The sequence below is a fragment of the Pseudomonas asiatica genome (genome assembly GCF_040214835.1).
GTDB lineage: Bacteria > Pseudomonadota > Gammaproteobacteria > Pseudomonadales > Pseudomonadaceae > Aquipseudomonas > Aquipseudomonas putida_Z.
The window spans coordinates 459,897-485,497 of sequence record NZ_CP157874.1 but is presented as its reverse complement, the minus strand read 5'-3'; the positions used below and the strand labels follow the sequence as shown (position 1 = coordinate 485,497).

The 25,601-nt window shown below is 64.1% G+C and carries 21 protein-coding genes; 6 read left to right on the top strand and 15 right to left on the bottom strand.

Going from position 1 to position 25,601, the window contains the following annotated elements; genetic code table 11:
• Positions 1–8: 8 nt before the first annotated feature.
• Genes trpC through ABNP31_RS02100 form a run of 3 tightly spaced genes read right to left on the bottom strand, consistent with a single transcriptional unit; the run spans position 9 to position 2,491 of the window.
• Positions 9–842, bottom strand: coding sequence for an indole-3-glycerol phosphate synthase TrpC (gene trpC / locus ABNP31_RS02110; protein ID WP_085693437.1), 834 nt, complete (start codon positions 840–842; stop codon positions 9–11).
• Complete coding sequence (trpD, locus tag ABNP31_RS02105) at positions 839–1,888, bottom strand: anthranilate phosphoribosyltransferase (RefSeq protein ID WP_085664071.1); 1,050 nt, start codon at positions 1,886–1,888, stop codon at positions 839–841. The genes trpC and trpD overlap by 4 nt, the downstream gene beginning before the upstream one ends.
• Positions 1,889–1,897: 9 nt before the next feature.
• On the bottom strand, positions 1,898–2,491 hold the full coding sequence (locus ABNP31_RS02100; RefSeq protein ID WP_003259809.1) for an aminodeoxychorismate/anthranilate synthase component II: 594 nt from the start codon (positions 2,489–2,491) through the stop codon (positions 1,898–1,900).
• Between the two features lie 369 nt (positions 2,492–2,860).
• On the opposite strand from ABNP31_RS02100, the gene estP reads away from it, so the two are divergent.
• Positions 2,861–4,741 carry an esterase EstP gene (gene estP, locus ABNP31_RS02095; protein ID WP_238067193.1) on the top strand — a complete coding sequence of 627 codons (1,881 nt, stop codon included), beginning with the start codon at positions 2,861–2,863 and terminating at the stop codon, positions 4,739–4,741.
• Positions 4,742–4,862: 121 nt separating this feature from the next.
• Here estP and trpE read toward each other — a convergent pair whose 3' ends face one another.
• From trpE to ABNP31_RS02050, 9 genes are all read right to left on the bottom strand, one after another.
• Positions 4,863–6,344, bottom strand: coding sequence for an anthranilate synthase component I (gene trpE, locus ABNP31_RS02090; RefSeq protein ID WP_013970606.1), 1,482 nt, complete (start codon positions 6,342–6,344; stop codon positions 4,863–4,865).
• A gap of 69 nt (positions 6,345–6,413) precedes the next feature.
• Entirely contained in the window at positions 6,414–7,232 is an 819-nt protein-coding gene (locus tag ABNP31_RS02085; RefSeq protein WP_085618962.1) for a phosphoglycolate phosphatase, read from the bottom strand.
• Positions 7,229–7,903 (bottom strand): ribulose-phosphate 3-epimerase, encoded by a 675-nt coding sequence (gene rpe, locus ABNP31_RS02080; RefSeq protein ID WP_075044416.1) that lies wholly within the window; start codon positions 7,901–7,903, stop codon positions 7,229–7,231. The genes ABNP31_RS02085 and rpe overlap by 4 nt, the downstream gene beginning before the upstream one ends.
• A 194-nt stretch (positions 7,904–8,097) precedes the next feature.
• On the bottom strand, positions 8,098–8,925 hold the full coding sequence (locus tag ABNP31_RS02075) for an ABC transporter permease (protein ID WP_013970603.1): 828 nt from the start codon (positions 8,923–8,925) through the stop codon (positions 8,098–8,100).
• Positions 8,926–8,936: 11 nt separating this feature from the next.
• Entirely contained in the window at positions 8,937–10,184 is a 1,248-nt protein-coding gene (locus tag ABNP31_RS02070) for an ABC transporter permease (RefSeq protein ID WP_013970602.1), read from the bottom strand.
• 157 nt (positions 10,185–10,341) lie between these two features.
• Positions 10,342–11,376 (bottom strand): ABC transporter substrate-binding protein, encoded by a 1,035-nt coding sequence (locus tag ABNP31_RS02065; protein WP_075044415.1) that lies wholly within the window; start codon positions 11,374–11,376, stop codon positions 10,342–10,344.
• 40 nt (positions 11,377–11,416) lie between these two features.
• Positions 11,417–12,541, bottom strand: coding sequence for an ABC transporter ATP-binding protein (locus ABNP31_RS02060; RefSeq protein ID WP_012270208.1), 1,125 nt, complete (start codon positions 12,539–12,541; stop codon positions 11,417–11,419).
• A 296-nt stretch (positions 12,542–12,837) separates the two neighbouring features.
• The gene (locus ABNP31_RS02055; RefSeq protein WP_170929296.1) at positions 12,838–13,470 is read right to left on the bottom strand and encodes a response regulator; all 633 of its coding nucleotides are present in this window, start codon (positions 13,468–13,470) and stop codon (positions 12,838–12,840) included.
• Between the two features lie 7 nt (positions 13,471–13,477).
• Positions 13,478–15,865 (bottom strand): PAS domain-containing sensor histidine kinase, encoded by a 2,388-nt coding sequence (locus tag ABNP31_RS02050; RefSeq protein ID WP_350012945.1) that lies wholly within the window; start codon positions 15,863–15,865, stop codon positions 13,478–13,480.
• 94 nt (positions 15,866–15,959) lie between these two features.
• On the opposite strand from ABNP31_RS02050, the gene ABNP31_RS02045 reads away from it, so the two are divergent.
• A complete protein-coding gene (locus ABNP31_RS02045) occupies positions 15,960–16,952 on the top strand; it encodes an alpha/beta hydrolase family protein (RefSeq protein WP_350012944.1) in 993 nt (330 codons plus the stop codon).
• Positions 16,953–17,058: 106 nt separating this feature from the next.
• Here ABNP31_RS02045 and ABNP31_RS02040 read toward each other — a convergent pair whose 3' ends face one another.
• From ABNP31_RS02040 to ABNP31_RS02030, 3 genes are read right to left on the bottom strand one after another with little or no spacing between them, the layout of a single operon-like run.
• Positions 17,059–17,826, bottom strand: a complete 768-nt coding sequence (locus tag ABNP31_RS02040; protein WP_025337464.1) for a TerB family tellurite resistance protein — start codon at positions 17,824–17,826, stop codon at positions 17,059–17,061.
• A gap of 1 nt (position 17,827) precedes the next feature.
• Entirely contained in the window at positions 17,828–18,499 is a 672-nt protein-coding gene (gene murU / locus ABNP31_RS02035; RefSeq protein WP_085664077.1) for an N-acetylmuramate alpha-1-phosphate uridylyltransferase MurU, read from the bottom strand.
• On the bottom strand, positions 18,496–19,515 hold the full coding sequence (locus ABNP31_RS02030; protein ID WP_039613249.1) for an aminoglycoside phosphotransferase family protein: 1,020 nt from the start codon (positions 19,513–19,515) through the stop codon (positions 18,496–18,498). Before ABNP31_RS02030 ends, murU begins: the two co-directional genes overlap by 4 nt.
• 130 nt (positions 19,516–19,645) lie before the next feature.
• Here ABNP31_RS02030 and ABNP31_RS02025 point away from each other — a divergent pair, with 130 nt between their 5' ends.
• The 4 genes from ABNP31_RS02025 to rsmA are packed head-to-tail and all read left to right on the top strand — an operon-like array spanning position 19,646 to position 25,536.
• Positions 19,646–22,453, top strand: a complete 2,808-nt coding sequence (locus ABNP31_RS02025) for an LPS-assembly protein LptD (protein WP_350012943.1) — start codon at positions 19,646–19,648, stop codon at positions 22,451–22,453.
• Positions 22,434–23,753 (top strand): peptidylprolyl isomerase, encoded by a 1,320-nt coding sequence (locus ABNP31_RS02020; RefSeq protein WP_350012942.1) that lies wholly within the window; start codon positions 22,434–22,436, stop codon positions 23,751–23,753. The genes ABNP31_RS02025 and ABNP31_RS02020 overlap by 20 nt, the downstream gene beginning before the upstream one ends.
• Positions 23,750–24,739, top strand: a complete 990-nt coding sequence (gene pdxA, locus ABNP31_RS02015; protein ID WP_085664079.1) for a 4-hydroxythreonine-4-phosphate dehydrogenase PdxA — start codon at positions 23,750–23,752, stop codon at positions 24,737–24,739. Before ABNP31_RS02020 ends, pdxA begins: the two co-directional genes overlap by 4 nt.
• Positions 24,736–25,536 carry a 16S rRNA (adenine(1518)-N(6)/adenine(1519)-N(6))-dimethyltransferase RsmA gene (gene rsmA, locus ABNP31_RS02010; protein ID WP_238067187.1) on the top strand — a complete coding sequence of 267 codons (801 nt, stop codon included), beginning with the start codon at positions 24,736–24,738 and terminating at the stop codon, positions 25,534–25,536. Before pdxA ends, rsmA begins: the two co-directional genes overlap by 4 nt.
• Positions 25,537–25,601 lie beyond the last annotated feature (65 nt).

The window sequence follows — 25,601 nt, the reverse complement described above, 5'->3', positions numbered from 1 at the left end:
TCATTTGATCAGTCCAGTTGCTGAACAGTCTTCTTCACCTGTTCCGGGAAGAACAACCGCTGCAGCTCCAGCCCCGGCTGCTCGGCGCGCATGAACGCCTCACCGACCAGGAAAGAGTAGACCTCGTTGATCTCCATCAGCTCCACATCGGCCCGGTTCAAGATGCCACTCTCGGTAATCGCCAGGCGATCACGCGGAATACGCGGCAGCAGGTCGAGGGTGGTTTCCAGGCTGACCTCGAAGGTGTGCAGGTTGCGGTTGTTCACCCCCACCAGCGGTGTATCCAGGGTTTTCAACGCGCGCTCCAGCTCATCGCCGTCGTGCACTTCCACCAGCACGTCGAGGCCGACATCCTTGGCCGTGGCCGCCAGTTCGGCCATCTTCACGTCATCCAGCGCCGACACGATCAGCAGTACACAGTCCGCGCCCAGGGCCCGGGCCTCGACGATCTGGTACGGGTCGACCATGAAGTCCTTGCGGATCACCGGCAGCGACACCGCCGCGCGGGCCTGCTGCAGGTACTCGTCGGCGCCCTGGAAGTAGTCCACATCGGTCAGCACCGACAGGCACGTCGCCCCGCCCTTCTCGTAGCTGACGGCGATTTCCGCCGGCACGAAATGCTCGCGAATCACGCCTTTGCTCGGCGAGGCCTTCTTGATTTCGGCAATCACCGCCGGTTGCTTGCGCGCGGCTTGCTCGATCAGGGCCTTGGCAAAGCCACGCGGGGCGTCGGCAGCCTTGGCCAGGCCCTCCAGTTCGGCGAGGCTGACGCGCGCGCTGCGCTCGGCCACTTCCTGAAACTTGCGGGCAATGATCCTTTCCAGCACCGTCGGCACACTCATGCTTCGTTCTCCACCTTGAATACTGCAGTAAAGGCACCCAGCTCCTGCAGCTTCTCCCAGGCCAGCCCGGTGTGCAGTACGTCGTGGGCCAGTTCCACACCGGCTTTCAGGCTCATGGCATGGTCAGCGGCATACAGCGCCGCGCCCGCATTGAGCACGATCATCTCGGCGGCCTTCTGGCCGTTTTCGGTCTTGCGTCGGCCTAGCGCATCGCGGATCAGCTCCAGCGACGCCTGCGGGTTCTCGACGGCCAGGCCGTGTAGGCTCTGGCTCTTCATGCCGAGGTCTTCCGGCTCTACCCAGTATTCGGTGATTTCGCCATTCTTCAGTTCGGCAACGAAGGTCGGCGCAGCCAGGCTGAACTCGTCCAGGCCATCCTTCGAGTGCACCACCAGCACGTGCTTGCTGCCCAGGCGCTGCAGTACTTCAGCCAACGGGCGGCACAGGGTCTGGGCAAATACACCGACCACCTGGTGCCTCACCCCGGCCGGATTCGTAAGCGGGCCGAGCATGTTGAACAGGGTGCGCAGCCCCAGGTCGCGACGCGGGCCGGCAGCGTGCTTCATGGCCGAATGATGGCTTTGCGCGAACATGAAGCCGATGCCCAGGCTGTCGATGCAGCGGGCCACCTGGGTGGGCGTCAGGTTCAGGTAGATACCGGCGGCCTCCAGCAGGTCGGCACTGCCGCTCTTGCCTGATACCGCGCGGTTGCCATGCTTGGCCACGGTGCAGCCTGCCGCCGCCAGTACGAACGACGAGGCGGTGGACACGTTGAAGATGTTGGCGCCATCACCGCCGGTACCGACGATATCGACCACGCCATCGAGGCTCTGCAGTTCGACCTTGTCGGCCAGCTCGCGCATCACCGACACCGCACCGACGATTTCGTCGATGCTTTCGCTCTTCATGCGCATGCCCATCAGGAATGCGCCAATCTGCGCTTCGCTGCACTGGCCGGTCATGATCTGGCGCATGACGTCGCGCATTTCTTCGGTGGAAAGGTCCAGCTGGCCGACGATACGGCTCAACGCACTCTTGATATCCATGTTCGATCCTTAGCGGCGGCCGCCGGTCTGCTTGAGGAAGTTGGCGAACAGTTCGTGGCCCTGTTCGGTCAGGATCGACTCGGGGTGGAACTGCACCCCTTCGATATTCAGCGTCTTGTGGCGCAGGCCCATGATCTCGTCGACCGAACCGTCAGCATGGGCGGTCCAGGCGGTCACTTCCAGGCACTCGGGCAAGGTTTCGCGCTTTACCACCAGCGAGTGGTAACGGGTCACGGTCAACGGGTTGTTGAGGCCGGCGAACACGCCCAGGTCACGGTGATGTACCGGGCTGGTCTTGCCGTGCATCACCTGGCGGGCACGTACCACATCACCACCAAAGGCCTGGCCGATGGACTGGTGGCCCAGGCATACGCCAAGGATCGGCAGCTTGCCGGCAAAGTGCAGGATGGCCTCGATGGACACGCCCGCCTCGCTCGGCGTGCACGGGCCTGGAGATACGACGATGCGCTCGGGGTTGAGGGCTTCGATCTGGGCGATGGTCATTTCGTCATTGCGAATGACCTTTACCTCGGCACCCAGCTCGCCAAGGTACTGAACGACGTTGTAAGTGAATGAGTCGTAATTGTCGATCATCAGTAACATCGGGTTAAACCTCTTGAATCTACTGACTTCAGAATTCGAACCTTTCTGCACCAGCCAACAGGCGCGGCTTTGCCACAAGGGGCGGTAGACAGGAAGGCAAACGGGGGCGGGCCGGACGGGCCGGCAGGGGATAAAGTCAGGCGCGCCAACGCCAACGGGCGTGGGCCTTGATTACGCGCATCAAGAGTTTGCTGACGATCAACACAGGATAGGTCTCGCTCATACGTCCCGGCACAGTAGCCTACCGGGGCGGCGGGCGCAATATGCCTGTAAACACGGGGAAACGAATGGACTTGGGAGGGATGCACTGCGATTTGCTAAGGTCGATCGGGTTGTCCTTCATAAAAACAAAGAAAAGGATGTTCACCGATGCGAAAAGCACCGTTATTGCGCTTTACCGTTGCCTCACTGGCACTGGCCTGCAGCCAGGCGTTCGCAGCACCCTCGCCCTACTCCAGCATGATCGTGTTTGGTGACAGCCTCAGCGACGCCGGGCAGTTTGGCGGGGTGCGCTTCACCAACCGCGATGCCAATGGCAATTATGCGCCAGTGTCACCGATGATCCTGGGCGGGCGGCTCGGTGTGAGCCCGACCGAGCTTGGCCCTTCCACCTCCCCGGTCAATCCGGTACTGGGCCTTCCCGACGGCAACAACTGGGCAGTCGGTGGCTACACCACCCAGCAGATCCTGGATTCGATCACCACTACCTCCGAGACCGTCATCCCGCCAGGGCGCCCCGGCGCCGGGCAGGTACTGCGTGATAAACCGGGCTACCTGGCCAACGGCCTGCGCGCCGACCCCAACGCGTTGTATTACCTGACTGGCGGCGGCAATGACTTCCTGCAAGGCCTGGTCAACAGCCCGGCTGATGCCGTGGCCGCTGGCGCCCGCCTGGCCGCCAGCGCCCAGGCCCTGCAGCAAGGCGGTGCCCGTTACATCATGGTCTGGCTGCTGCCCGACCTCGGGCAGACACCGAACTTCAGCGGTACGCCGCAACAAAACCCGCTGTCGCTGCTTTCCGGCGCGTTCAACCAGTCCCTGCTCAGCCAGTTGGGGCAGATCGATGCCGAAATCATTCCGCTGAACATCCCCGTGCTGCTGAGCGAAGCGCTGGCCAGCCCCGAGCAGTTCGGCCTGGCCAGCGGTCAGAACCTGGTCGGCACCTGCTACAGCGGCGAAGGCTGCTTGGAAAACCCGGTGTACGGCATCAACGGCGCCACGCCAGACCCGACCAAGCTGCTGTTCAACGACTCGGTGCACCCGACCATCGCCGGCCAGCAACTGATTGCCGACTACGCCTATTCGATTATCGCCGCCCCCTGGGAACTGACCCTGCTCCCGGAAATGGCCCACGCCAGCCTGCGTGCCCACCAGGACGAACTGCGCAACCAGTGGCAGACACCCTGGCAGGCAGTTGGCCAGTGGCAAGCCTTCGTTGCCACCGGCGCCCAGGACCTGGACTTCGACGGCCAGCGCAGCGCGGCCAGCGGCGATGGCCGCGGCTACAACCTGACCCTGGGCGGCAGCTATCGCCTGAACGATGCATGGCGCCTGGGCCTGGCCGGCGGCGTGTACCGGCAGAAGCTGGAAGCCGGCGCACAGGATTCGGACTACAAGCTGGACAGCTACCTTGCCAGCGCCTTCGCCCAATACCGCCAGGACCGCTGGTGGGCCGACGCGGCGCTGACCGCGGGGCACCTGGACTACAGCGACCTCAAGCGCACCTTCGCCCTTGGCGTGAACGCCCGCAGCGAAAAGGGCGATACCGATGGCGAGGCCTGGGCTATGTCGGGGCGGCTGGGCTACAACCTGGCAGCCGAGAGCAGCAACTGGCAGCTGGCTCCGTTCATCAGTGCCGACTATGCGCGGGTGAAGGTGGATGGCTATGACGAGAAAAGCGGGCGCTCGACGGCGCTGGGCTTCGATGACCAGGAACGTACATCACGCCGTTTGGGCGTGGGGTTGCTGGGCAGTGTGCAGGTGCTGCCGAGTACCCGGCTGTTCGCCGAGGTGGCGCAGGAGCATGAGTTCGAGGATGACCAGCAGGATGTGACGATGCACCTGACCAGCCTGCCGGCGAATGACTTCACCCTGACAGGGTATACGCCGCACAGCGACCTGACCCGGGCGAGCCTGGGGGTGAGCCATGAAGTGGTGACGGGGGTGCATTTGCGCGGTAACTATAACTGGCGCAAGAGTGATGAATTGACGCAGCAGGGGGTGAGTGTGGGCGTCAGCGTCGACTTTTGAATTGATGGGGCCGCTTTGCGGCCCTTCGCGACACAAGGCCGCTCCTACAGGCGATCGTGTTTCCCTGTAGGAGCGGCCTTGTGTCGCGATGGGCTGCAAAGCAGCCCCAATGCCCACTGAATTACTTGGCCGAAGTCTGCTCAGCCAACGCCACCGCGCGGAACATCGCCCGGCGCTTGTTGATGGTTTCTTCCCACTCCAGCGCCGGCACCGAGTCGGCAACGATGCCGCCCCCGGCCTGCACATGCAGCTCACCGTCCTTGATTACCGCGGTACGGATTGCAATGGCGGTATCCATGTTGCCGTTCCATGCGAAGTAACCGACGGCTCCACCGTAAACCCCACGCTTGACCGGCTCCAGCTCGTCGATGATCTCCATCGCGCGAATCTTCGGCGCACCCGAAAGCGTACCGGCCGGCAGAATCGCCCGCAGTGCGTCCATCGCCGTCAACCCTTCGCGCAGCTGGCCAGTGACGTTGGACACAATGTGCATCACGTTGGAGTAACGCTCGATCACCATCTTCTCGGTCAGGCGCACGCTGCCCGTCGAGGACACGCGACCGACGTCGTTACGGCCCAGGTCGATCAGCATCAGGTGCTCGGCAATTTCCTTGTCGTCCGACAGCAGGTCGTCTTCCAGCGCGCGGTCGGCCTCTTCGGTAGCGCCACGCGGGCGGGTGCCGGCAATCGGGCGTACGGTGACCAGGTTGTCCTCGACGCGTACCAGCACCTCGGGCGAGCTGCCGACCACATGGAAGTCGCCAAAGTTGAAGAAGTACATGTACGGCGTCGGGTTGAAGCAGCGCAGCGCGCGGTACAGGTCGATTGGCGCAGCCTTGAAGTCGATCGACATGCGCTGCGACGGCACCACCTGCATGCAGTCACCGGCCAGGATGTATTCCTTGATGCGGCCGACGGCATTCTCGTAATCCTCGCGGGTATAGCTGGAGCGGAATTCCGGCTCGGCAGCCTGCGGGCCACTCAGGTCCAAGCCACGGCGTGGAGTGATCGGCTGACGCAGGGTTTCCAGCAGGCCTTGCAGGCGTGCCTGGCCCTGTTCGAAAGCCTGCTCTTCAGCCGGGTCGACCAGCACGATCGCGTGCATCTTGCCCGCCAGGTTGTCGAACACCACCACCGCATCGGACACCATCAGCAGGATATCCGGCACACCCAGCGGGTCCGGGTTGGGGCTGGCGCCCAGGCGCTTTTCCACATAGCGCACGCAGTCGTAGCCGAAGTAGCCGACCAGGCCGCCGTTGAAGCGCGGCAGGCCAGGGATATCGGCGACCTTGTAACGGTCCTTGAAGGTTTCGACGAAGGCCAGCGGGTCTTCGACATCGTGGCTTTCCACCTCCACGCCATCCTGCAGGATGCTGACGTGGTAGCCGTGCACACGCATCACCGTGCGCGACGGCAGGCCGATCATCGAGTAACGGCCCCATTTCTCGCCGCCCTGCACCGACTCGAGCAGGTACGAGTTGGGCTGGTCGGCCAGTTTCAGGTAGATCGACAGCGGCGTGTCGAAGTCGGCCAGGGTTTCGCAGGCCAGGGGAATGCGGTTGTAGCCGGCAGCGGCTAGGCGCAGGAATTCTTCGCGGGTCATGGGTAGCCTCGTGGCAAGCAGCAATAGGTCAGGCAAACGGACGGGCCGGCACGCGCCGGCAGGCTGAAGTCAGGCGCGCCAACGCCAACGGGCCAGGGCCTTGATGACTTTCATCCAGAATTTGCCGGTAACCGCCACGGTGGACTCTCTGTCTTGTGAGGCTTGAAGGTCCGCCAACGTTATCCCAGTGGCCGGGTCTGCGCAACCGGGCAGCAATGCGCGCAGGTCGTCGATCACCAGGCTGGGGGCTTCGTCGTGGATCGGTCGGCCGTGGTTGTAGCCGTAGGTCAGGCCCACGCACTGCACGCCAGCCGCCTTGGCCGCCAGCACGTCACTGCGTGAATCGCCGACAAACAGCGACTGCTGCGGGGTGACACCGGCCATCTGCATGACGAACAGCAGCGCCGCAGGGTCGGGCTTTTTCTGCGGCAGGGTGTCGCCGCCGATGATCCAGCGGAAGTAGTTGCCGATCTTCATCTGGTCCAGCAGCGGGCCAACGAAGCGCTCGGGCTTGTTGGTGATCAGCGCCATTTCCACGCCCTGTTTGCGCAGCCAGCGCAGGGTGTCCTGCACACCGGGGTAGACCACGGTCAGTTCGTGGCTTTCGGCATAGGCGTCCATGAACAACGCCAACGCCTGGTCGGCCAGCGCATCGTCCACGGCAGCGTGGTCGATGCCACCGGCCAGCGCCCGGCGCACCAGCACCTGGGCACCGTTGCCCACCCAGTGGCGCACCGCCTCCAGGCCGGCAGGCGGGCGCCCCAGTTCGAGCAGCATGCGGTCCACGGCGGCGGCCAGGTCTGGCACGGAATCGATCAGGGTACCGTCCAGATCGAACATCACCAGCCTGGGCAGCGTCCCCGGGAACAGCTGCTCGAAGCCGCTCATGGGCGGGCCTGAGCCAGTTCGGAACGCATCCTGGCGATGACTTCCTGGTAGTCCGGGGCGTTGAAGATTGCCGAGCCGGCCACGAAGGTGTCGGCGCCAGCGGCAGCGATCTCGCGGATGTTGTTGACGTTGACGCCACCGTCGATTTCCAGGCGGATATCACGACCGCTGGCGTCGATCAGCGCACGCGCCTCGCGCAGCTTGTCGAGGGTGCCAGGGATGAACTTCTGCCCGCCGAAGCCCGGGTTGACGCTCATCAGCAGCACCATGTCGACCTTGTCCATCACGTACTTCAGCGCGTCCAGGCTGGTGGCCGGGTTGAACACCAGGCCGGCCTTGCAGCCACCGTCCTTGATCAGCTGCAGCGAACGGTCGATGTGCTGCGAGGCTTCCGGGTGGAAGGTGATGTAGGTGGCACCAGCCTCGATGAAGTCGCCGATGATGCGGTCGACCGGGCTGACCATCAGGTGCACGTCGATCGGGGCGGTGACGCCGTACTTGCGCAGGGCGGTGCAGACCATCGGGCCGATGGTCAGGTTGGGGACGTAGTGGTTGTCCATGACATCGAAGTGGACGATGTCGGCACCCGCGGCCAATACCTTGTCGACGTCCTCGCCCAGTCGGGCGAAATCGGCGGAGAGAATGGAGGGGGCAATAGCGTAGGGCTGCATGGCGCACCTGTTGGCAGAATCACGGTGGCGCGCATTGTAACCCAGGGAAGCGGATGAAGGCTGATTAGCATCAACCTGGACCGGCCTCTTCGCGGCTAAAGCCGCTCCTACAGGGACCGCGCAGACATCGAAAGCTGCACAAATCCTGTGGGAGCGGCTTTAGCCGCGAAGAGGCCCGCACAGGCAACTTACCTTCAACCAGGCTGCTGGGTCCTCAGCTTCTCGCTACGCCCACGCAACCACTCCAGGGTCAGCAGCAATACCACCGAGAAGGCAATCAGCAAGGTCGCCGCCGCAGCAATGGTCGGGCTCAGGTTCTCGCGAATACCACTGAACATCTGCCGCGGCAGGGTCGCCTGCTCCGGCCCGGCCAGGAACAGGGTCACCACTACTTCGTCAAACGACGTGGCAAAGGCGAACAATGCCCCCGAAATCACCCCGGGCGCGATCAGCGGCAGGGTCACCCGGCGGAAAGTCAGCAGCGGCGAGGCGCCCAGGCTGGCTGCCGCGCGCACCAGGTTGTAGTTGAAGCCCTGCAAGGTCGCCGACACAGTAATGATGACGAACGGCACGCCCAGTACCGCATGCACCAGAATCAGCGAGGTGAAGCTGTTGCCCATGCCCAGCGGGGCAAAGAACAGGTAGCTGGCCACACCGATGATCACCACCGGCACCACCATCGGCGAAATCACCAGCGCCATCACCAGCGACTTGCCCGGGAAGTCGCCACGGGTCAGGCCGATGGCCGCCAGGGTGCCGAACACCATGGCCAGCACCGTGGCTGCCGGGGCGACGATGATGCTGTTCTTCAAGGCCCGCATCCACTCGGCCGAGCCGAAGAAGTCCTGGTACCACTGCAGCGAGAAGCCCTGCAGCGGGTACACCAGGAAACTGCCACTGTTGAACGACAGCGGCACGATCACCAGCACCGGCAATATGAGGAACAGCAGGATCAAGCCGCAAAGAATGCGCAGGCTGTAGAACCACACCCGCTCCACGGGCGACATGTAAGGGCTCAGCATGACAAGGCTCCTCAGCTCAGGCGCAGGCGGCTGGCGCCGACCAGCCAGCTATAGATCAGGTACAACAGCACGGTCGCCAGCAGCAACAGCCCGCCCAGCGCGGTGGCCATGCCCCAGTTGATGCTGGTGTTGGTGTAGAAGGCCACGAAGTAGCTGACCATCTGGTCATTCGGGCTGCCCAGCAGTGCCGGGGTGATGTAGTAGCCGATGGCCAGGATGAACACCAGCAGGCAACCAGCGCCAACCCCGGCGTAGGTCTGCGGGAAGTAGACCCGCCAGAAACTGGCGAACGGGTGGCAGCCCAGCGAGATCGCCGCACGCATGTAACTTGGCGAAATGCCCTTCATCACGCTGTACAGCGGCAGGATCATGAACGGCAACAGGATGTGCACCATCGAGATGTACACGCCGGTGCGGTTGAACACCAGCTCCAGCGGCTGGTCGATGATGCCCATTGCCATCAGCGCGCTGTTGATCAGGCCACCCGACTGCAACAGCACGATCCACGCCGCCACCCGCACCAGGATCGAGGTCCAGAACGGCAGCAGCACCAGGATCATCAGCAGGTTGCTCTGCCGGGTCGGCAGGTTGGCCAGCAGGTAGGCCAGCGGGTAGGCCAGCACCAGACAGATGGCAGTAATCACCACACCCATCCACAGGGTGCGGGCGAAGATATCCAGGTAGATGGCCTGGTCCGGGGTGGCCTTGGCCAGTTCGCCAAGGTCATCGATACGGTGGTCGAGCGAAGCCAGCAGGTAGAACGAGGTGACCGTACTGGTGTTGCGACGGATCGCCTGCCAGTAGGCCGGGTCGCCCCAACGCTCGTCGAGGGCCTGCAAGGCATCTTTATAGGAAGCGGGTTCGCTCTTGAACGGCAGCGCCCGCGCGGTCTTGGCCAACAGGCTGCGGTAACCGGCCAGCTCCATGTTCAGGCGCTTGGAAAGGTCGCCCAGGGTCTGGTTCTTGCGCGACTCGGCCAGGTCCTGGCTCAACGCCTTGTACACGTCCTCGCCCGGCAGGCTCTTGCCATCCCACTGGGTGATGACGCCCACGGTGCGCGGCAGGCCGCCAACCACTTCCGGGTTGCCGACACTCTTGTACAGCAGCGCCGCGATCGGCACCAGGAACACCAGCAGGAGAAACAGCGCCAGCGGCGCGATCAACGCCTGCGCCTTCCAGCGGTTGACCCGCTCGGCGTGCTTGAGGCGCTGCTTGAGACTTGGACCTGCGCCTTCTTTGAGGGGCACTGCAATGGCCATGGCGAACTCCGCGATACGAACTGAAAATGGGGCTGCTGCGCAGCCCATCGCCGGCAAGCCAGCTCCTACAGATACTCCGCTGGCTCCAGGGCAGCGGCCCCCTGTGGGAGCTGGCTTGCCGGCGATGGGCCGCAAAGCGGCCCCCTACGCTGGTCGTTTACTTCTTCGCCGCCCAGGCGTTGAAGCGTTGCTCCAGCTGCTCGCTGTTGTCAGCCCAGAAGGCCACGTCGATCTGCACCTGGTTGGCGATGTTTTCAGGCGTGGTCGGCATGTCCTTCTTAACCGCGTCCGACAGCAGGCTCACGGCCTTGGAATTGGCCGGGCCGTAGGCGATGTTCTCGGAGTAGGTCTTCTGCTGCTCGGGCTGCACGCTGAAGGCGATGAATTTCTTCGCTTCCTCGGCATCCTTGGCGCCTTTCGGGATGGCCCAGGCGTCGAAGTCGTAGATGCCGCCGTTCCATACCACCTTCAGGTTGCTCTCTTTCTGCACCGCAGCGATGCGGCCGTTGTAGGCAGAGCTCATGACCACGTCACCCGAGGCCAGGTACTGCGGCGGCTGGGCGCCGGCTTCCCACCACTGGATGCTTGGCTTGAGTTCGTCGAGTTTCTTGAAGGCACGGTCCACGCCCTCTTTGGTGCCCAGCACCTGGTACACGTCCTTCGGCGCCACGCCGTCGGCCATCAGGGCGAATTCCAGGGTGTACTTGGCGCCCTTGCGCAGGCCGCGCTTGCCCGGGAATTTCTTGGTATCCCAGAAATCGGCCCAGCTGGTCGGTGCGGTCTTCAGCTTGTCGGCGTTGTAGGCCAGCACCGTGGACCATACGAAGAAGCCCACGCCGCATGGCTGGATGGCACCCGGCACGTAGTCGGCCTCATTACCGAACAGGGCCGGGTCGAGTTCTTCGAACATGCCCTCGTCACAGCCGCGGGCCAGTTCTGGCGACTCGACTTCCACCAGGTTCCAGGACACGCTCTTGGTGTCGACCATGGCTTTGACCTTGGCCATCTCGCCGTTGTACTCGCCTGCGACGATCTTGCCCTTGCCGGCCTTCTCCCACGGTTCGTAGAACGCCTTGACCTGGGCCGCCTTGTTGGCACCGCCGAACGAGACCACGGTGAGGTCTGCGGCCATGGCCTGGCCAGCGGCGAACAGCCCCAGGGCCAGGGCGGTCAGTTTCAACTGCTTGCGCATTATTATTCTCTCCACAGTACAGGGTTGGTGAAGCAATCGATCAATGGGCTTCGGCAATCGGATCGAGCGCGCGGGCGTGCTCCACCTCCCAGCCCAGCGGTACCACATCGCCCACGGCCAAGGCCGGGTCGAGCTCGGCAATCGGCTGTTTCACGAAGAAGTCGCCCTTGCCGCAAACCTCCAGGCGCACCCGCACGTGGTCGCCCAGGTAAATGAATTCGGCCACCCGGCCCGAGAAGCGGTTCACGCAGCTCTCGCTGTGGCCGTTCAGGCGCACGCGCTCCGGGCGGATCGACAGGGTCACCGGCTCGCCGGCCTGGCCGACATTCACCGCCAGCGCCTCGACCCGCTCGCCGCGCGGCAACTGCACCTGGCAGCGCTTGCCATCACTGGCCAGCAAGGTGCCGTTGATGCGGTTGTTCTCGCCGATGAAGTTGGCGACGAAGGTGTTGCAGGGTTCTTCGTACAGCGTGCGCGGGTCAGCGATCTGCTGGATTTCACCCTGGTGGAACACGGCCACCCGGTCGGACATGGTCAGCGCTTCGCCCTGGTCGTGGGTCACGTACACCACGGTCACGCCCAGGCGCTGGTGGATGTGCTTGATCTCCATCTGCATGTGCTCGCGCAGCTGCTTGTCCAGCGCGCCCAGCGGTTCGTCCATCAGCACCAGCTGCGGCTCGAACACCAGTGCCCGGGCCAGGGCCACACGCTGCTGCTGGCCGCCGGACAGCTGGCCGGGGTAACGCTTGGCGAAGGCATCGAGCTGGACCATGTTCAGCACCCGCTTGACCCGCTCGCTGATGTCGGTCTTGCTCAGGTTGCGCACGGTCAGCGGGAAGGCCAGGTTCTCGGCCACGGTCATGTGCGGGAACAGCGCGTAGTTCTGGAACACCATGCCGATGTCGCGCTTGTGCGGCGGCACGTTGTTGATCGAGCGCCCGGCCAGCTGGATTTCACCGGCGGTGGGGGTTTCGAAGCCGGCCAGCATCATCAGGCTGGTGGTCTTGCCCGAGCCGGACGGGCCAAGCAGGGTGAGGAACTCGCCCTTGCGAATATCCAGGTTGAGGTCTTTGACGATCAGCGACTCGCCGTCGTAGCTCTTCTGCACACCACGGAAGCTGACCAGCGTTTCGCTGGTTGCAGCGTTCGACTTCGCCTCGCTCATGCCTGCACCTTCTTGTTGGATGACTGCGTAGGCAAAGACTAGACAAGCGGCAAGCGCCGGAAAATCGGGGGTGCTGAGAGAATGCCATCATCCGGATGGAAGATTTGTTGTAGGGATTCCCCTACAAAGATGGCGGGTTTGGAATACTTCTCTCAGCCCTCCGGCGCGCCCCTGTGGGAGCGGGTTCACCCGCGAAGAGGCCAGCCCAGGCACCGCAGATGGCAGGTCAGGCCCTTTCGCGGGTAAACCCGCTCCCACAGGGATTCGCTACAGGACGCAGGAAGCGCATGTCGCATTCAGACCAGCTTGTGCTCCATCGCGTACTTCACCAGCTCAGCCAGCGAGTTCACTTTCAGCTTTTGCATCAGGCGCGCCTTGTGGGTGCTGATGGTCTTGCTCGACAGCGCCAGCTGCTGGGCGATGTCGTTGACGTTGGCGCCCTGGGCCAGGCGTTCGAACACCGAAAACTCCCGCTCCGACAGCAGCGTGTGCAACGGCCGCGACTCGGTCAGGCCCACTTCGAAGACCATGCGGTCGGCCAGCGCCGGGTCGATATAACGCCCGCCAGCGGCAACCCGGCGAATTGCGGTCAGCAACAGCGCCGGGTCGCTGTCCTTGGTGGCATAGCCCGCCGCCCCGGCCTTCAGCGCCCGCGCCGCCATCTGCGCTTCATCGTGCATCGACAGCATCAGGATCGCCGGGGCGTCGTGCAACGCTCGGATCCGCGGGATCGCCTCCAGGCCATTCACACCCGGCATCGAGATATCCAGCAGTACCACCTCGCACGGCGTGTGCCGCAGGGTTTCCAGCAACTGCTCACCGTTACCGGCCTCCCCCGCCACCTGCATGTCCTTGGCCAGGCCAATCAACTGCTTGATGCCCTCACGGACAATGGTGTGGTCTTCGGCCACCAGCACTCGAATCACGATCGCTCTCCTACTCCAACGGTATGGCCACGCTCAGGCTGGTGCCTTCGCCCGGTTCACTGTCCAGCGCCATGCTGCCGCCCAACATCAGCACCCGCTCACGCACCCCTACCAGGCCGAACGAGGTGGGCCGTGGCTGGTCGCGGCAAAAGCCCTGGCCGTCATCGCTGACAGTCATGCGCAATTGCCCGTGCTCACGCACCAGTTCGATCTCCACGCTGTGCGCCTGGGCATGGCGCATCACGTTGGTCAGCGCCTCCTGGAGGATACGGAACAGCCCGGTGGCCTTGGCATCGCTCAATGCTGGCAGATTATCCGGTACTTGCACCAGGCAGGGGATCTGCGTGCGTGCTTCAAAGCGCCGCGCCTGCCATTCGATGGCCGAGGCGATGCCGGCATCGAGAATCGGCGGGCGCAAGGCGGTGGCCACGTCGCGCACCAGCTGGAACAGTTGGGCGATCAGGCGCTTCATGCTGGTCAGGCGCTCGTTCAGGCCCGGGTCCAGCTCGGCGAAGGCCAGCTCGCACATCGACACCTCCAGCTTGAGCACGGTCAGCATCTGCCCCAGTTCATCGTGCACTTCCCGGGCAATGCGGGCCTTTTCTTCCTCACGCACGCTCTCCAGGTGGGCCGACAGTTCGCGCAGCTGCTCCTGGGACCTGGCCAGCGCCAACTCGGCCCGCTTGCCCTGGGTGATGTCCCACACCACGCCGTCCCACACCACCTGGCCGTTGCCCAGGCGCCGGGTGCTGGCCTTGATGTCGGCCCAGCGCTGTTCACCCTGGCGGGTGAGGATGCGCCCCTGCCAGGACCAGTCCTGGTCACTGGCCAGGGCCAGGTCCTGCACTCGGTGGTAATCGGCGCGGTCCTCGGGATGTACCAGGTTGCGCAGGCCCATCTGCGGGTGCTGGATCTCGCTGGGCGAATAGCCCACCAAGGCCTCGCTGCCCTCGCTGATGTAGGGGAATTCCAGGTCGCCCTCGGCCGGGTCGCGCTCCAGGCGGAACACCAACCCCGGCACGTTGCCGGCAATGCCCTTGAGCCGCGCCTCGCTTTCGCGCAGGGCCGCCAGGGCGCGGTGGCGCTCGGTAACATCGGCGAGGTAAACCACAAGGTACTCGGAATCACGAAAGCGCAGAAAACTCAGCGACAGCTCGACCGGCAGCAGGCTCTGGTCAGCCCGGCGGCACTGCGTCTCGAACTGGCCGACACCGCCCGCCCCGGTGCGCGCGCCCTTCCACAGCTCCAGCCAGCGGTCCATGGTCAGGCTGGGTTCAAAGTCGCTCAGCGGCCGCTCCAGCAGCGCGCCTTCGCCGTAGCCCAGCATGCGCTCGGCGGCATGGTTGGCGTAGCGTACGTGGCTGTCCCAGTTGACCCAGAGGATGCCCACCGTGCTCTGGTCGATGGCGAACTGGCTCAGGCGCAACGCTTCTTCGCGCACCTGCCGCTCCACCAGGCTTTCGCGCGTGGCCAGCAGGCTGCGCTCCAGCTGGCGCTGCTGCCGACGCTGCCACACCAGGGTGGCCAGCACGCACAACAGCAGCATGCCGAACAGCAGGGCCAGGTTCTGCCAGAACCCCGTCGACTCGCTCAGGCGTGGGTACTTTGGCTGCAGCCAACGCTGGTGCAGTTGCTCCAGTTCCTTGGCCGGCAGCGTCTGCAGGCCACGCTCGAGCACATCGGCCAGCAGTGGCCAGTCGCGCCGCGAACCGATGCGCAACAGTTGCGGCAGGCCGATATCGCCGACCACCGCCAGCTCGCCGAACTCGCTTTCGCGCGACAGGCGGCTGAGCTGGGCTTCGTCCAGCACTGCGAAACTGGCCTGGCCGCCCACCACCAGTTGCAGGGCCTCGCGCTCGTTGGGCACCCCTTGCAGGTTGAGGTTGCTGTAGTTGCCACGCAGGTAGTCCGCCAGCTGGCTGGGCATGCGCACCGCCACCCGCTGCTCGGCCTCGAGCGTTTCCAGTTCCACGGCCATGGTCCCGGTGCGCGGCCCAACCACCAGTTGCGGCACGCGCATGTACGGGTCGCTGAACAGCCACAGACGCAGGCTGGCAGGGGTCTGGGTAAGCCCCGGGGCAAAGTCGATTTCGCCGGCCTGCAGGGCATGCTCGAGGCTGGCCTGGTCGGCGAAGTTGCGCCAGGTAAGGTCCAGCCGCAGCGCCTGCGCCAGGCTGCTCACCAATTCCACGTTGGCCCCGTACAGCTGCTGCAGGCGCCGGTCGAACTGAGCGTAGGGCGCCTGCAACACCAGGCCGACACGCAGACTGCGGTGTGTATCCAGCCATTCCTGCTGGGCCGGTTCCAGGGCAACCGTGGGCACCGCTTCGGGACTGGCCAATGCAATCAAGGGCAGCCAAAAGCAGCCGATAACCAACAGGCGACGCACTCGCTTCATCTACACGCTCGTCTTGGCAAGGCGGCCATGCAGCATGGCCGTCACGGGCAAATACTATTAGGCTGCCGGTATCATTCTGGCCCTGGGTTGACTCATGTCCACACTTTATCGCACGACGCTGGCAATGTGCTGCCTGGCCTCGATCCTTCCACTCGGCGCCCTGGCCGCCGATGCCGAAAAACCATCCACCACCACCGAGGCACCCGCTGCCCAAGCCCCTCGCCCGCCGCTGCTGGAGCGCAGCCAGGAGGACGCCCAGGCGCTGGAGCGGCTGGTGCCCAAGGCCGAACAGCAGACCCTGCAGGCCGGTGCCGACAGTTTCCTGGCCCTGTGGAAACCGGCCAACGACAGCGACCCGCAGGGGGCGGTCATCATCGTCCCGGGGGCTGGCGAAACGGCTGACTGGCCAAATGCGGTCGGCCCGCTGCGGCAGAAGTTCCCCGATATCGGCTGGCACAGCCTGAGCATCAGCCTGCCCGACCTGCTTGCCGACAGCCCGCAGGCGCGGATCGAGGCCAAGCCGGCTGCCGAGCCGCAGCCAGACAACGGCGAAAGCGCCCCGGCCAAGGACGTGCCGGCCGATGCCAATGCCAACGTCGCCCAGGCCACCGCAGCCGATGCCGACACCGCGGAAAGCACTGACGCCAAACAGGCCAGCGAGCAAACCGACCCGGCCGATGCCGAGCGCATTTTCGCCCGCCTGGATGCTGCGGTGGCCTTTGCCCAGCAGCACAACGCCCGCAGCATCGTGCTGATCGGCCATGGCAGCGGCGCGTATTGGGCGGCCCGCTACCTGAGCGAGAAACAGCCACCGCAGGTGCAGAAACTGGTGATGGTTGCCGCGCAGACACCGGCGCGGGTGGAGCATGACCTGGAAAGCCTGGCGCCGACCTTGAAAGTGCCGACTGCCGACATCTACTACGCCACCCGCAGCGCTGACCGCAATGCTGCCGCGCAGCGCCTGCAGGCCAGCAAGCGGCAGAAGGACAGCCAGTACCGGCAGTTGTCGCTGATTGCCATGCCGGGGAACAAGGTGGCCGAGCAGGAGCAACTGTTCCGCCGGGTGCGGGGGTGGATGAGCCTGTAGGAGCGGCATTGCGTCGCGAAAGGGCCGCAAAGCGGCCCCAGCGATATCTGTTGCGAAGCTGACTACTAGGGGCCGCTGCGCGCCCCATCGCGACACAAGGCCGCTCCTACAGGCCGCGCCGCTTACGGATCATTGCATAGGCCTGATGCAACTCCCGGGTCCGCTCGGTCGCTTCACGCACCTGCGCCTCACTGGCACCAGTGCCCGCCAGCTTGTCCGGGTGGTGCCGGCTGACCAGCCGACGATACGCCTGCTTGACCTTGTCGGCATCGGTATCCGCCTCGACCGCCAGCAAGCGCAACGCCGCCGCATAGGTCATGGCGACCCCTTCCGGCCCCGCCGCCTTGCGTGGTTCGTACTCCAGCGACATGGCTTGCACCTGCCGCCGGCTCAGGCCCAGTTTCTGACCCCAGTCCAACAGCAGTTCACGCTCCTTGTTGCCCATCTTGCCGTCGGCCCAGACCATGCGCCAACAGGCACGCAGGGTGCCTTCGGCCGCATGCGGCTGCTGGCGAATGCGCCGCAGGTGCCCACTCAGCCGGTCCTTGCCCGCCTTGCCACGGTTGAACGCGGCAATCGCACGCAGCCGGGCCGCTTCGGCCAGGTCCAGGCGCACCATCTCCTGGCGCGCCTGCTGGATATGCTGCTCGCCCACCCGGCCATCGCACTTGGCCAGGCGCCCGAGCATCACGAACAGCAACTCATCGTCCTGCAAGGCCGGACGCCCGCCCAGGCGTTCACGCATGTCCTCCCAGCCTTGCAAACGCAGGCGGCGGTCCATGGCCTGGCCGAGCAACGCGCCGAGCAAGGCCCCGGGGATGCTGGCAACGGCAAAGCCGGCACCGGCACCAATCACCGTGCTTGGCCACCACATGTCAGGCGCGCTCGCCGATCAGGCGCTCGGCCTCGGCCAGGCGCTCGATAGTACCGACATCAACCCAGTGCCCACGGTAGTGCTCGCCACTGACCTGGCCCGCAGCCATGGCCTTGCGCAGCAACGGCGCCAGCTTGAAGGCGCCAGGCTGGCAGCCTTCGAACAGCGCCGGGTGCAGCACCGAAAGGCCGCTGAAGGTCAGCGTGCCAGGGGCATCATCACCATCGACCACCCGCTCGCCCACCAGGCGGAAGTCGCCGCGGCCGTGATGGCCTGGGTTATCGACCAGCACCAAATGGGCCAGGCCTTGCAGGGGAGCCAGCAGGCGCGCGAAGTCATAGTCGGTCCAGACATCGCCGTTCACCAGCAGGAACGGCGCGTCACCCAGCAATGGCAGGGCCTTGAAGATGCCACCGCCGGTTTCCAGCGGCTCGCCTTCGGGCGAATAGCGGATGCTCAGGCCGAAACGGCTGCCGTCACCCAGGTGGTCCTCGATCTGCTGGCCGAGCCAGGCATGGTTGATCACCACCTCGGTGACGCCCGCCGCAGCCAGGGCCCGCAGGTGGTACTCGATCAATGGCTGGCCGGCGACCGGGACCAGCGGTTTGGGGGTGTGCAGGGTAAGCGGGCGCATGCGCTCGCCTTTGCCCGCTGCCAGGATCATTGCCTTCATGCACGCGCTCCGGCCTGCAACTCGGCAATCAGCTCACCCAGCTCCGCCAATTCGGGCCGGCGGCTGATCACTTCTTCTATATAGGCGAAGAAGCGCGGTACGTCGCCCAGGTAACGGGGTTTGCCGTCACGGTGGCAGATACGGGCGAAAATACCGATCACCTTCAGGTGGCGCTGTACACCCATCAGGTCGCTGGCACGCTGGAACGCCTCGAAATCGGCCTGCACCGGGATGCCGGCAGCCTGCGCCTTCTGCCAGTAGTCGCGCAGCCAGCCTTCGACCCGCGCCTGCGGCCAGCTGAGGAACGCGTCCTTGAACAGGCAGGTGATGTCGTAGGTGACCGGGCCATACACGGCATCCTGGAAGTCCAGCACGCCGGGGTTGGGCGTGCTCTGCATGAGGTTGCGCGGCATGTAGTCGCGGTGCACCAGCACCTTGGGCTGGGCCAGTGCGCTGTCGATCAGCAGCTGGCTGATTCGTTGCCAGGTGGCTTTCTGGGCATCGCTGAAGGCCAGGCCAAGCTCACGACCCACGTACCACTCCGGGAACAACTCGACTTCACGGCGCAACAGCGCATCGTCGTAGCTGGGCAACGGCGCGTCCATCGGCAGGCGCTGGAACGCCAGCAGCGCGTCGATGGCATCGGCGAACAGGCCGTCGGCGTTGTCCGCATCAATGATATCAAGGTATGTCTGGTGGCCCAGGTCACCCAGCAGCAGGAAACCACGTTCCAGGTCCTGGGCATGGATCAGCGGCACGTGCACGTCGGCGCTGGCCAGCAGGTGGTCGATGGCGACGAACGGTCGGCAGTTTTCCTGTGGAGGTGGTGCATCCATGATCACGAAGCTGTGGCCGGCACCCTGCCAGCGGAAATAACGGCGGAAGCTGGCGTCGCTGCTGGCCGCGGTCAAGCTGCCTGCAGGCACGTCGCCCCAGGCGTTTTTCCGGAAAAGATCATTGAGCTGCTCATCGAGCCAGACCGTCAGTTGTTGCAGGCGTACATCGTGTTCAGGCATTACAAGGGTCTCCGACGGCCCTAGCCGTCAAGCGGGTCATGCTTTATTATCCAGCATCTTTTTCAGACCATCGAGAGGCGTGCGGCCCCACACGCGGGCAGATGGCACGCAGGAAGCCCGGACTAATAAGATGGCATTGAAATCCCCCGCGTTTCGTAGAAAGTTTCCGTTGCTGGTAACCGGCGGTCTGCTGGCCCTGCAACCTCTGGCCACGTCTTACGTGGTGGCAGCCGAACAGTTCGACTGCCAAGTGTCCGCCTCCGGTGGTTGGGACTGCAAGCCCAAGACCCCAACCAACAACCTGCCGCCGCGCCCGGTGCACGAGGGTGCTGCAGTCAGCACCGGCACCGAAGCCGCGAGCGAAGGCGAAACCGCGGACCGGCCGATGCTGGTCACCGAGGCCAAGGGCCGTGGCCTGAAGTCGCGTAGCGAAGACTACAGCCACCTGGACTGGGTTCCGCGTGAAAAGCTCACTGCCGCACAGCTGGCCGAAACCGGCCCGTACTGCGGTGGCGCCTACATCGAGCCAACCCGCCCTGGCATGGCCGACACCACGCCGAAGGACGAGTCGCCGACCTACATCAACGCCAAGGTATCCAAGTACCAGCAAGAGCAGCAGATCGCTACCCTCGCCGGTGACGTGGTGATGCGCCAGGGCAGCATGCAGGCCGAGGCCGACGAGGCCAACCTCTACCAGACCGAAAACCGTGGCGAGCTCAAGGGCAACGTCAAGATCCGTGACAACGGTTCGCTGGTGGTCGGTGACGAGGCACAGATCCAGCTCGACACGGGCGAGGCCCAGGTCGACAACGCCGAATACGTGATGCACAAGTCGCACATCCGCGGCAGTGCCCTGTACGCCAAGCGTGGCGAGAACGCCATCATCCGCCTCAAGGACGGTACGTACACCACCTGCGAACCGGGCAGCAACGCCTGGCAGCTGAAGGGCAACAACATCACCCTGAACCCGGCCACCGGTTTCGGTACCGCGACCAACGTTACGCTGCGGGTCAAGGATTTCCCGGTGTTCTACACACCGTACATCTACTTCCCGATCGACGACCGTCGCCAGTCCGGCTTCCTGCCGCCATCGTTCAGCAGCACCAGCGACACCGGCTTCATGCTGGTCACGCCGTACTACTTCAACCTGGCGCCGAACTATGACGCCACGTTGTACCCGCGCTACATGACCAAGCGCGGCCTGCTGATGGAAGGCGAGTTCCGCTACCTGACGCCTTCCAGCGAAGGCCAGTTCGGTGGCGCGTACCTCAACGACAAGAACGACGACCGCAAAGACCAGACTGACTACAAAGAGCAGCGCTGGATGGTCAACTGGCAGCACAAGGGCGGGCTGGACGAGCGCCTGATGACCGAGGTGGACTACACCGACATCAGCGATCCGTTCTACTTCCAGGACCTGGAATCCGACCAGATCGGTATTGAAACCCAGGACCTGCTGAACCAGCAGGGTGCATTGACCTACCGTGGTGACAACTACACCGCGCGGTTGAATGTGCATGCCTACGAGATGGCGACCATCTCGAAGATCACCCCGTATGATCGCCTGCCGCAGATTACCTTCAACGGTAAGCTGCCGTACGAGCCAGGTGGGTTGAACCTTGCGTATGAGACTGAGGCAGTTCGCTTCGATCGCGACTTGAAGACAGGTCCGGTCTATAACGAAGATGGAATATTGGACACTACAGCTGGCCCAGACGGCCAGCGTCTTGATGAAAATATTGCAGGCATTGCCCGCGCTAACGGTACACGCCTGAATTTCGCTCCTTCTATCAGCCTGCCTATGGAAGCCAGTTATGGCTACCTGACACCGAAGCTTAAGTACGCCTACACCCACTACGATCTTGATTTGGATAGCAAGGGCAAAGCCGATGCCATCCGTCTTAAGAACCAAGACCCGGTGGCATACGGTAGCTACAGCGGTACGGTGAACCGTGATGTACCGATTTTCAGCGTGGACAGCGGACTTTACTTCGACCGTAATACGTCGTTGTTCGGCACCAACTATAAGCAGACCCTCGAACCGCGCATGTTCTATCTCTACGTCCCCTACAAGGACCAGAGGGATATACCACTGTTCGACTCCGGCGAAACCCTGTTCAGCTACGACTCGCTGTTCCGTGACAACCGCTTCAGCGGCACCGACCGTATCGGCGACGAGAACAAGCTGTCACTGGGCGTGACTACCCGCTGGATCGAAGAAAACGGATTCGAGCGCCAAAACTTCAGTATCGGTCAGGCGTACTACTTCAAGGACCGCAAAGTCCAGCTGCCGGGTATCAACTACCAGAACCGCAAAGACTCGCAGTCCGATGTGTCGCCGTACGCGTTGGTGTACAACTACTACTTCAACCGCGACTGGCGCTTCAATTCGGACTTCAACTGGGACCCGGACAGCCGCAGCACCCGCTCGGGCAGCGCGATGTTCCACTACCAGCCTGAAGACAACCCGAACAAAGTGGTCAACCTCGGTTATCGCTACCGTAACGACACCATCTCCTACGACTCCACGACCGGTACCTGGAAAGTGGGCGGTGGCGACTACGGCGTCCCAGGCAGCGAGAACTACATCAAGGATTACTACAAGATCCAGCAGCATGACTTCTCGGTCATCTGGCCGATCGTTCCGCAGTGGAGCGTCATCGCTCGCTGGCAGCATGACTACAACCGCAACCGCACCCTGGAAGCCATGGGCGGCTTCGAGTACGACAACTGCTGCTGGAAGCTGCGTCTGATCAACCGTTACTGGATCGATTACGACGACTTCAGCCAAGCACTTCCGACGAACGAAAAAGGCGACCACGGCATCTTCCTTCAGATCGTCCTGAAAGGCCTCGGTGGTGTAGTCGGCAACAAGGTCGAATCTTTCCTCGACCAAGGCATTCAAGGTTATCGTGAACGTGAAGACCAAGCTTATTGATCGACTGCGCCCGGCGTTGCTGGGCGTTGCATTGCTGAGTGGCGCGGTGCATGCCGCGGTGCAACCTCTTGATCGCGTGGTGGCCATCGTCGACAACGACGTGGTCATGCAAAGCCAGCTGGAGCAGCGTGTCCGCGAGGTCCAGCAAACCATCGCCAAGCGCGGCGGCGGCATGCCGCCTGCCGGCGCGCTGGACCAGCAGGTACTGGAGCGTCTGATCGTCGAAAACCTGCAGCTGCAGATCGGCGAGCGCTCCGGCATCCGCATCACCGACGAAGAACTGAACCAGGCCATGGGCACCATTGCCCAGCGCAACGGCATGTCGCTGGACCAGTTCCGCGCCGCCCTGGCCCGTGACGGCATGTCGTTCGACGACGCCCGCGAGCAGGTCAAGCGCGAGATGATCATCAGCCGCGTGCGCCAGCGCCGCGTGGCCGAGCGTATCCAGGTGTCCGAGCAGGAAGTGAAGAACTTCCTCAACTCCGACCTTGGCAAGATGCAGATGTCGGAAGAGTACCGCCTGGCCAACATCCTGATCCCGACCCCGGAAGCGGCCAACTCGGAAGCCATCCAGGCCGCCGCGCGCCAGGTTGGCGATGTGTACCAGCAGCTCAAGCAGGGCGCGGACTTCGGCCAGATGGCCATTGCCCGCTCCGCCAGCGAAAACGCCCTGGAAGGCGGCGAGATGGGCTGGCGTAAAGCCGGCCAGCTGCCGCCAGACTTCGCCAAGATGCTCAGCAGCATGCCGGTTGGCGAAATTACCCAGCCTATCCGCATCCCCAACGGCTTCATCATCCTCAAGCTCGAGGAGAAGCGTGGCGGCAGCGAGAACGTGCTGCGTGACGAAGTGCACGTTCGCCACATCCTGATCAAGCCTAGCGAGATCCGCAGCGAGGCTGCCACCGAGCAACTGGCCGAGCGCCTGTACGAGCGCATCAAGAACGGCGAAGACTTCGGCGAGCTGGCCAAGAGCTTCTCGGAAGACCCGGGTTCGGCGCTCAACGGCGGCGACCTCAACTGGGTTGACCCGAACAGCCTGGTACCGGAGTTCCGCGAGCAGATGGCCAACGCCGCCCAAGGCGAAGTCACCCGTCCGTTCAAGACCCAGTACGGCTGGCATGTCCTGGAAGTGCTGGGCCGTCGCGCCACCGACAGCACCGAGCAGGCTCGTGAGCAACAGGCCATGAACGTACTGCGCAACCGCAAGTACGACGAAGAGCTGCAGACCTGGCTGCGCCAGATCCGCGACGAGGCCTACGTTGAAATCAAGCTGCCTGGCGCTGACCAGGCCGCCCAGTGAAGCCCCTGCGCTTCGCCGTCACCCCCGGCGAGCCGGCCGGCATAGGCCCCGACCTGTGCCTGCTGCTCGCCGCAGACGCCCAGCCCCACCCCCTGATCGCCATCACCAGCCGTGACCTGCTCGCCGAGCGGGCCACGCAGCTGGGGCTGGCCGTCAACCTGCTGCCGGTAGCGCCGGGCCTATGGCCCGAGCAGCCGGCGCCAGCGGGTAGCCTGTACGTCTGGGATACCCCCCTGGCGGCCCCGGTAGTGCCGGGCAAGCTCGACAAGGCCAATGCCGCGTTCGTGCTGGAAACCCTGACCCGTGCCGGGCAAGGCTGCCTGGACGGGCACTTCGCCGGGATGATCACCGCCCCTGTACACAAGGGCGTGATCAACGAAAGCGGTATCGCCTTCTCCGGGCATACCGAATTCCTTGCCGAGCTGACCCACACCGCGCAAGTGGTGATGATGCTGGCCACCCGTGGCCTGCGCGTGGCCCTGGTGACCACACACCTGCCACTGCGCGACATTGCCGACGCCATCACTGCCGAGCGCGTCGAGCGTGTAACCCGTATCCTGCATGCCGACATGCGCGACAAGTTCGGCATTGCCAACCCGCGCATCCTGGTGTGCGGCCTCAACCCGCACGCGGGCGAGGGCGGCCACCTGGGCCGCGAGGAAATCGACATCATCGAGCCGACCCTGGCCCGCCTGCGCACCGAAGGCATGGACCTGCGCGGGCCGCTGCCGGCCGATACCCTGTTTACCCCCAAATATCTGGAGCACTGCGATGCGGTGCTGGCGATGTACCACGACCAGGGCCTGCCTGTACTCAAGTACAAAGGCTTCGGCGCTGCAGTCAACGTGACCCTGGGCCTGCCGATCATCCGCACGTCGGTCGACCACGGCACCGCCCTGGACCTGGCCGGCACCGGCAAGGTCGACACCGGCAGCCTGCGCGTCGCGCTGGAAACCGCCTACCAGATGGCCGAGAACCGACCATGAACGAGCAATACCAACACCGGGCGCGCAAGCGCTTCGGCCAGAACTTCCTGCACGACGCCGGCATCATCGACCGCATCCTGCGTGCCATCAACGCCAAGGCCGGCGAACATCTGCTGGAAATCGGCCCCGGCCAGGGCGCCCTGACCGAAGGCCTGCTGGGCAGCGGGGCACAGCTGGACGTGGTGGAACTGGACAAGGACCTGGTGCCGATCCTGCAGCACAAGTTTGCCGGCCGCAGCAATTTCCGCCTGCACCAGGGCGACGCCCTGAAGTTCGACTTCAACCAGCTGGGCGTGCCACCGCGCAGCCTCAAGGTGGTGGGCAACCTGCCCTACAACATCTCCACCCCACTGATCTTCCACCTGCTCAGCCATGCCGGGCTGATCCGCGACATGCACTTCATGCTGCAGAAGGAAGTGGTCGAGCGCATGGCCGCCGGCCCTGGCGGTGGTGACTGGGGGCGCTTGTCGATCATGGTGCAGTACCACTGCCGGGTCGAGCACCTGTTCAACGTTGGCCCTGGCGCCTTCAACCCGCCGCCGAAAGTGGACTCGGCCATCGTCCGCCTGGTGCCGCACGAAGTGCTGCCGTACCCGGCCAAGGACGCAAAGCTGCTGGAGCAGGTGGTACGCGATGCCTTCAACCAGCGCCGCAAGACCCTGCGCAACACCATGAAAGGCCTGCTCGACAGCGCGGCCATCGAAGCTGCCGGCGTGGACGGCAGCCTGCGCCCTGAACAGCTGGACCTGGCCGCCTTCGTGCGCCTGGCTGACCAGTTGGCTGACCAACAAGCCTGATATCTCCTGTACCGGCCTCTTCGCGGGTAAACCCGCTCCCACAGGTACTGCACAGCTCTCAAAAT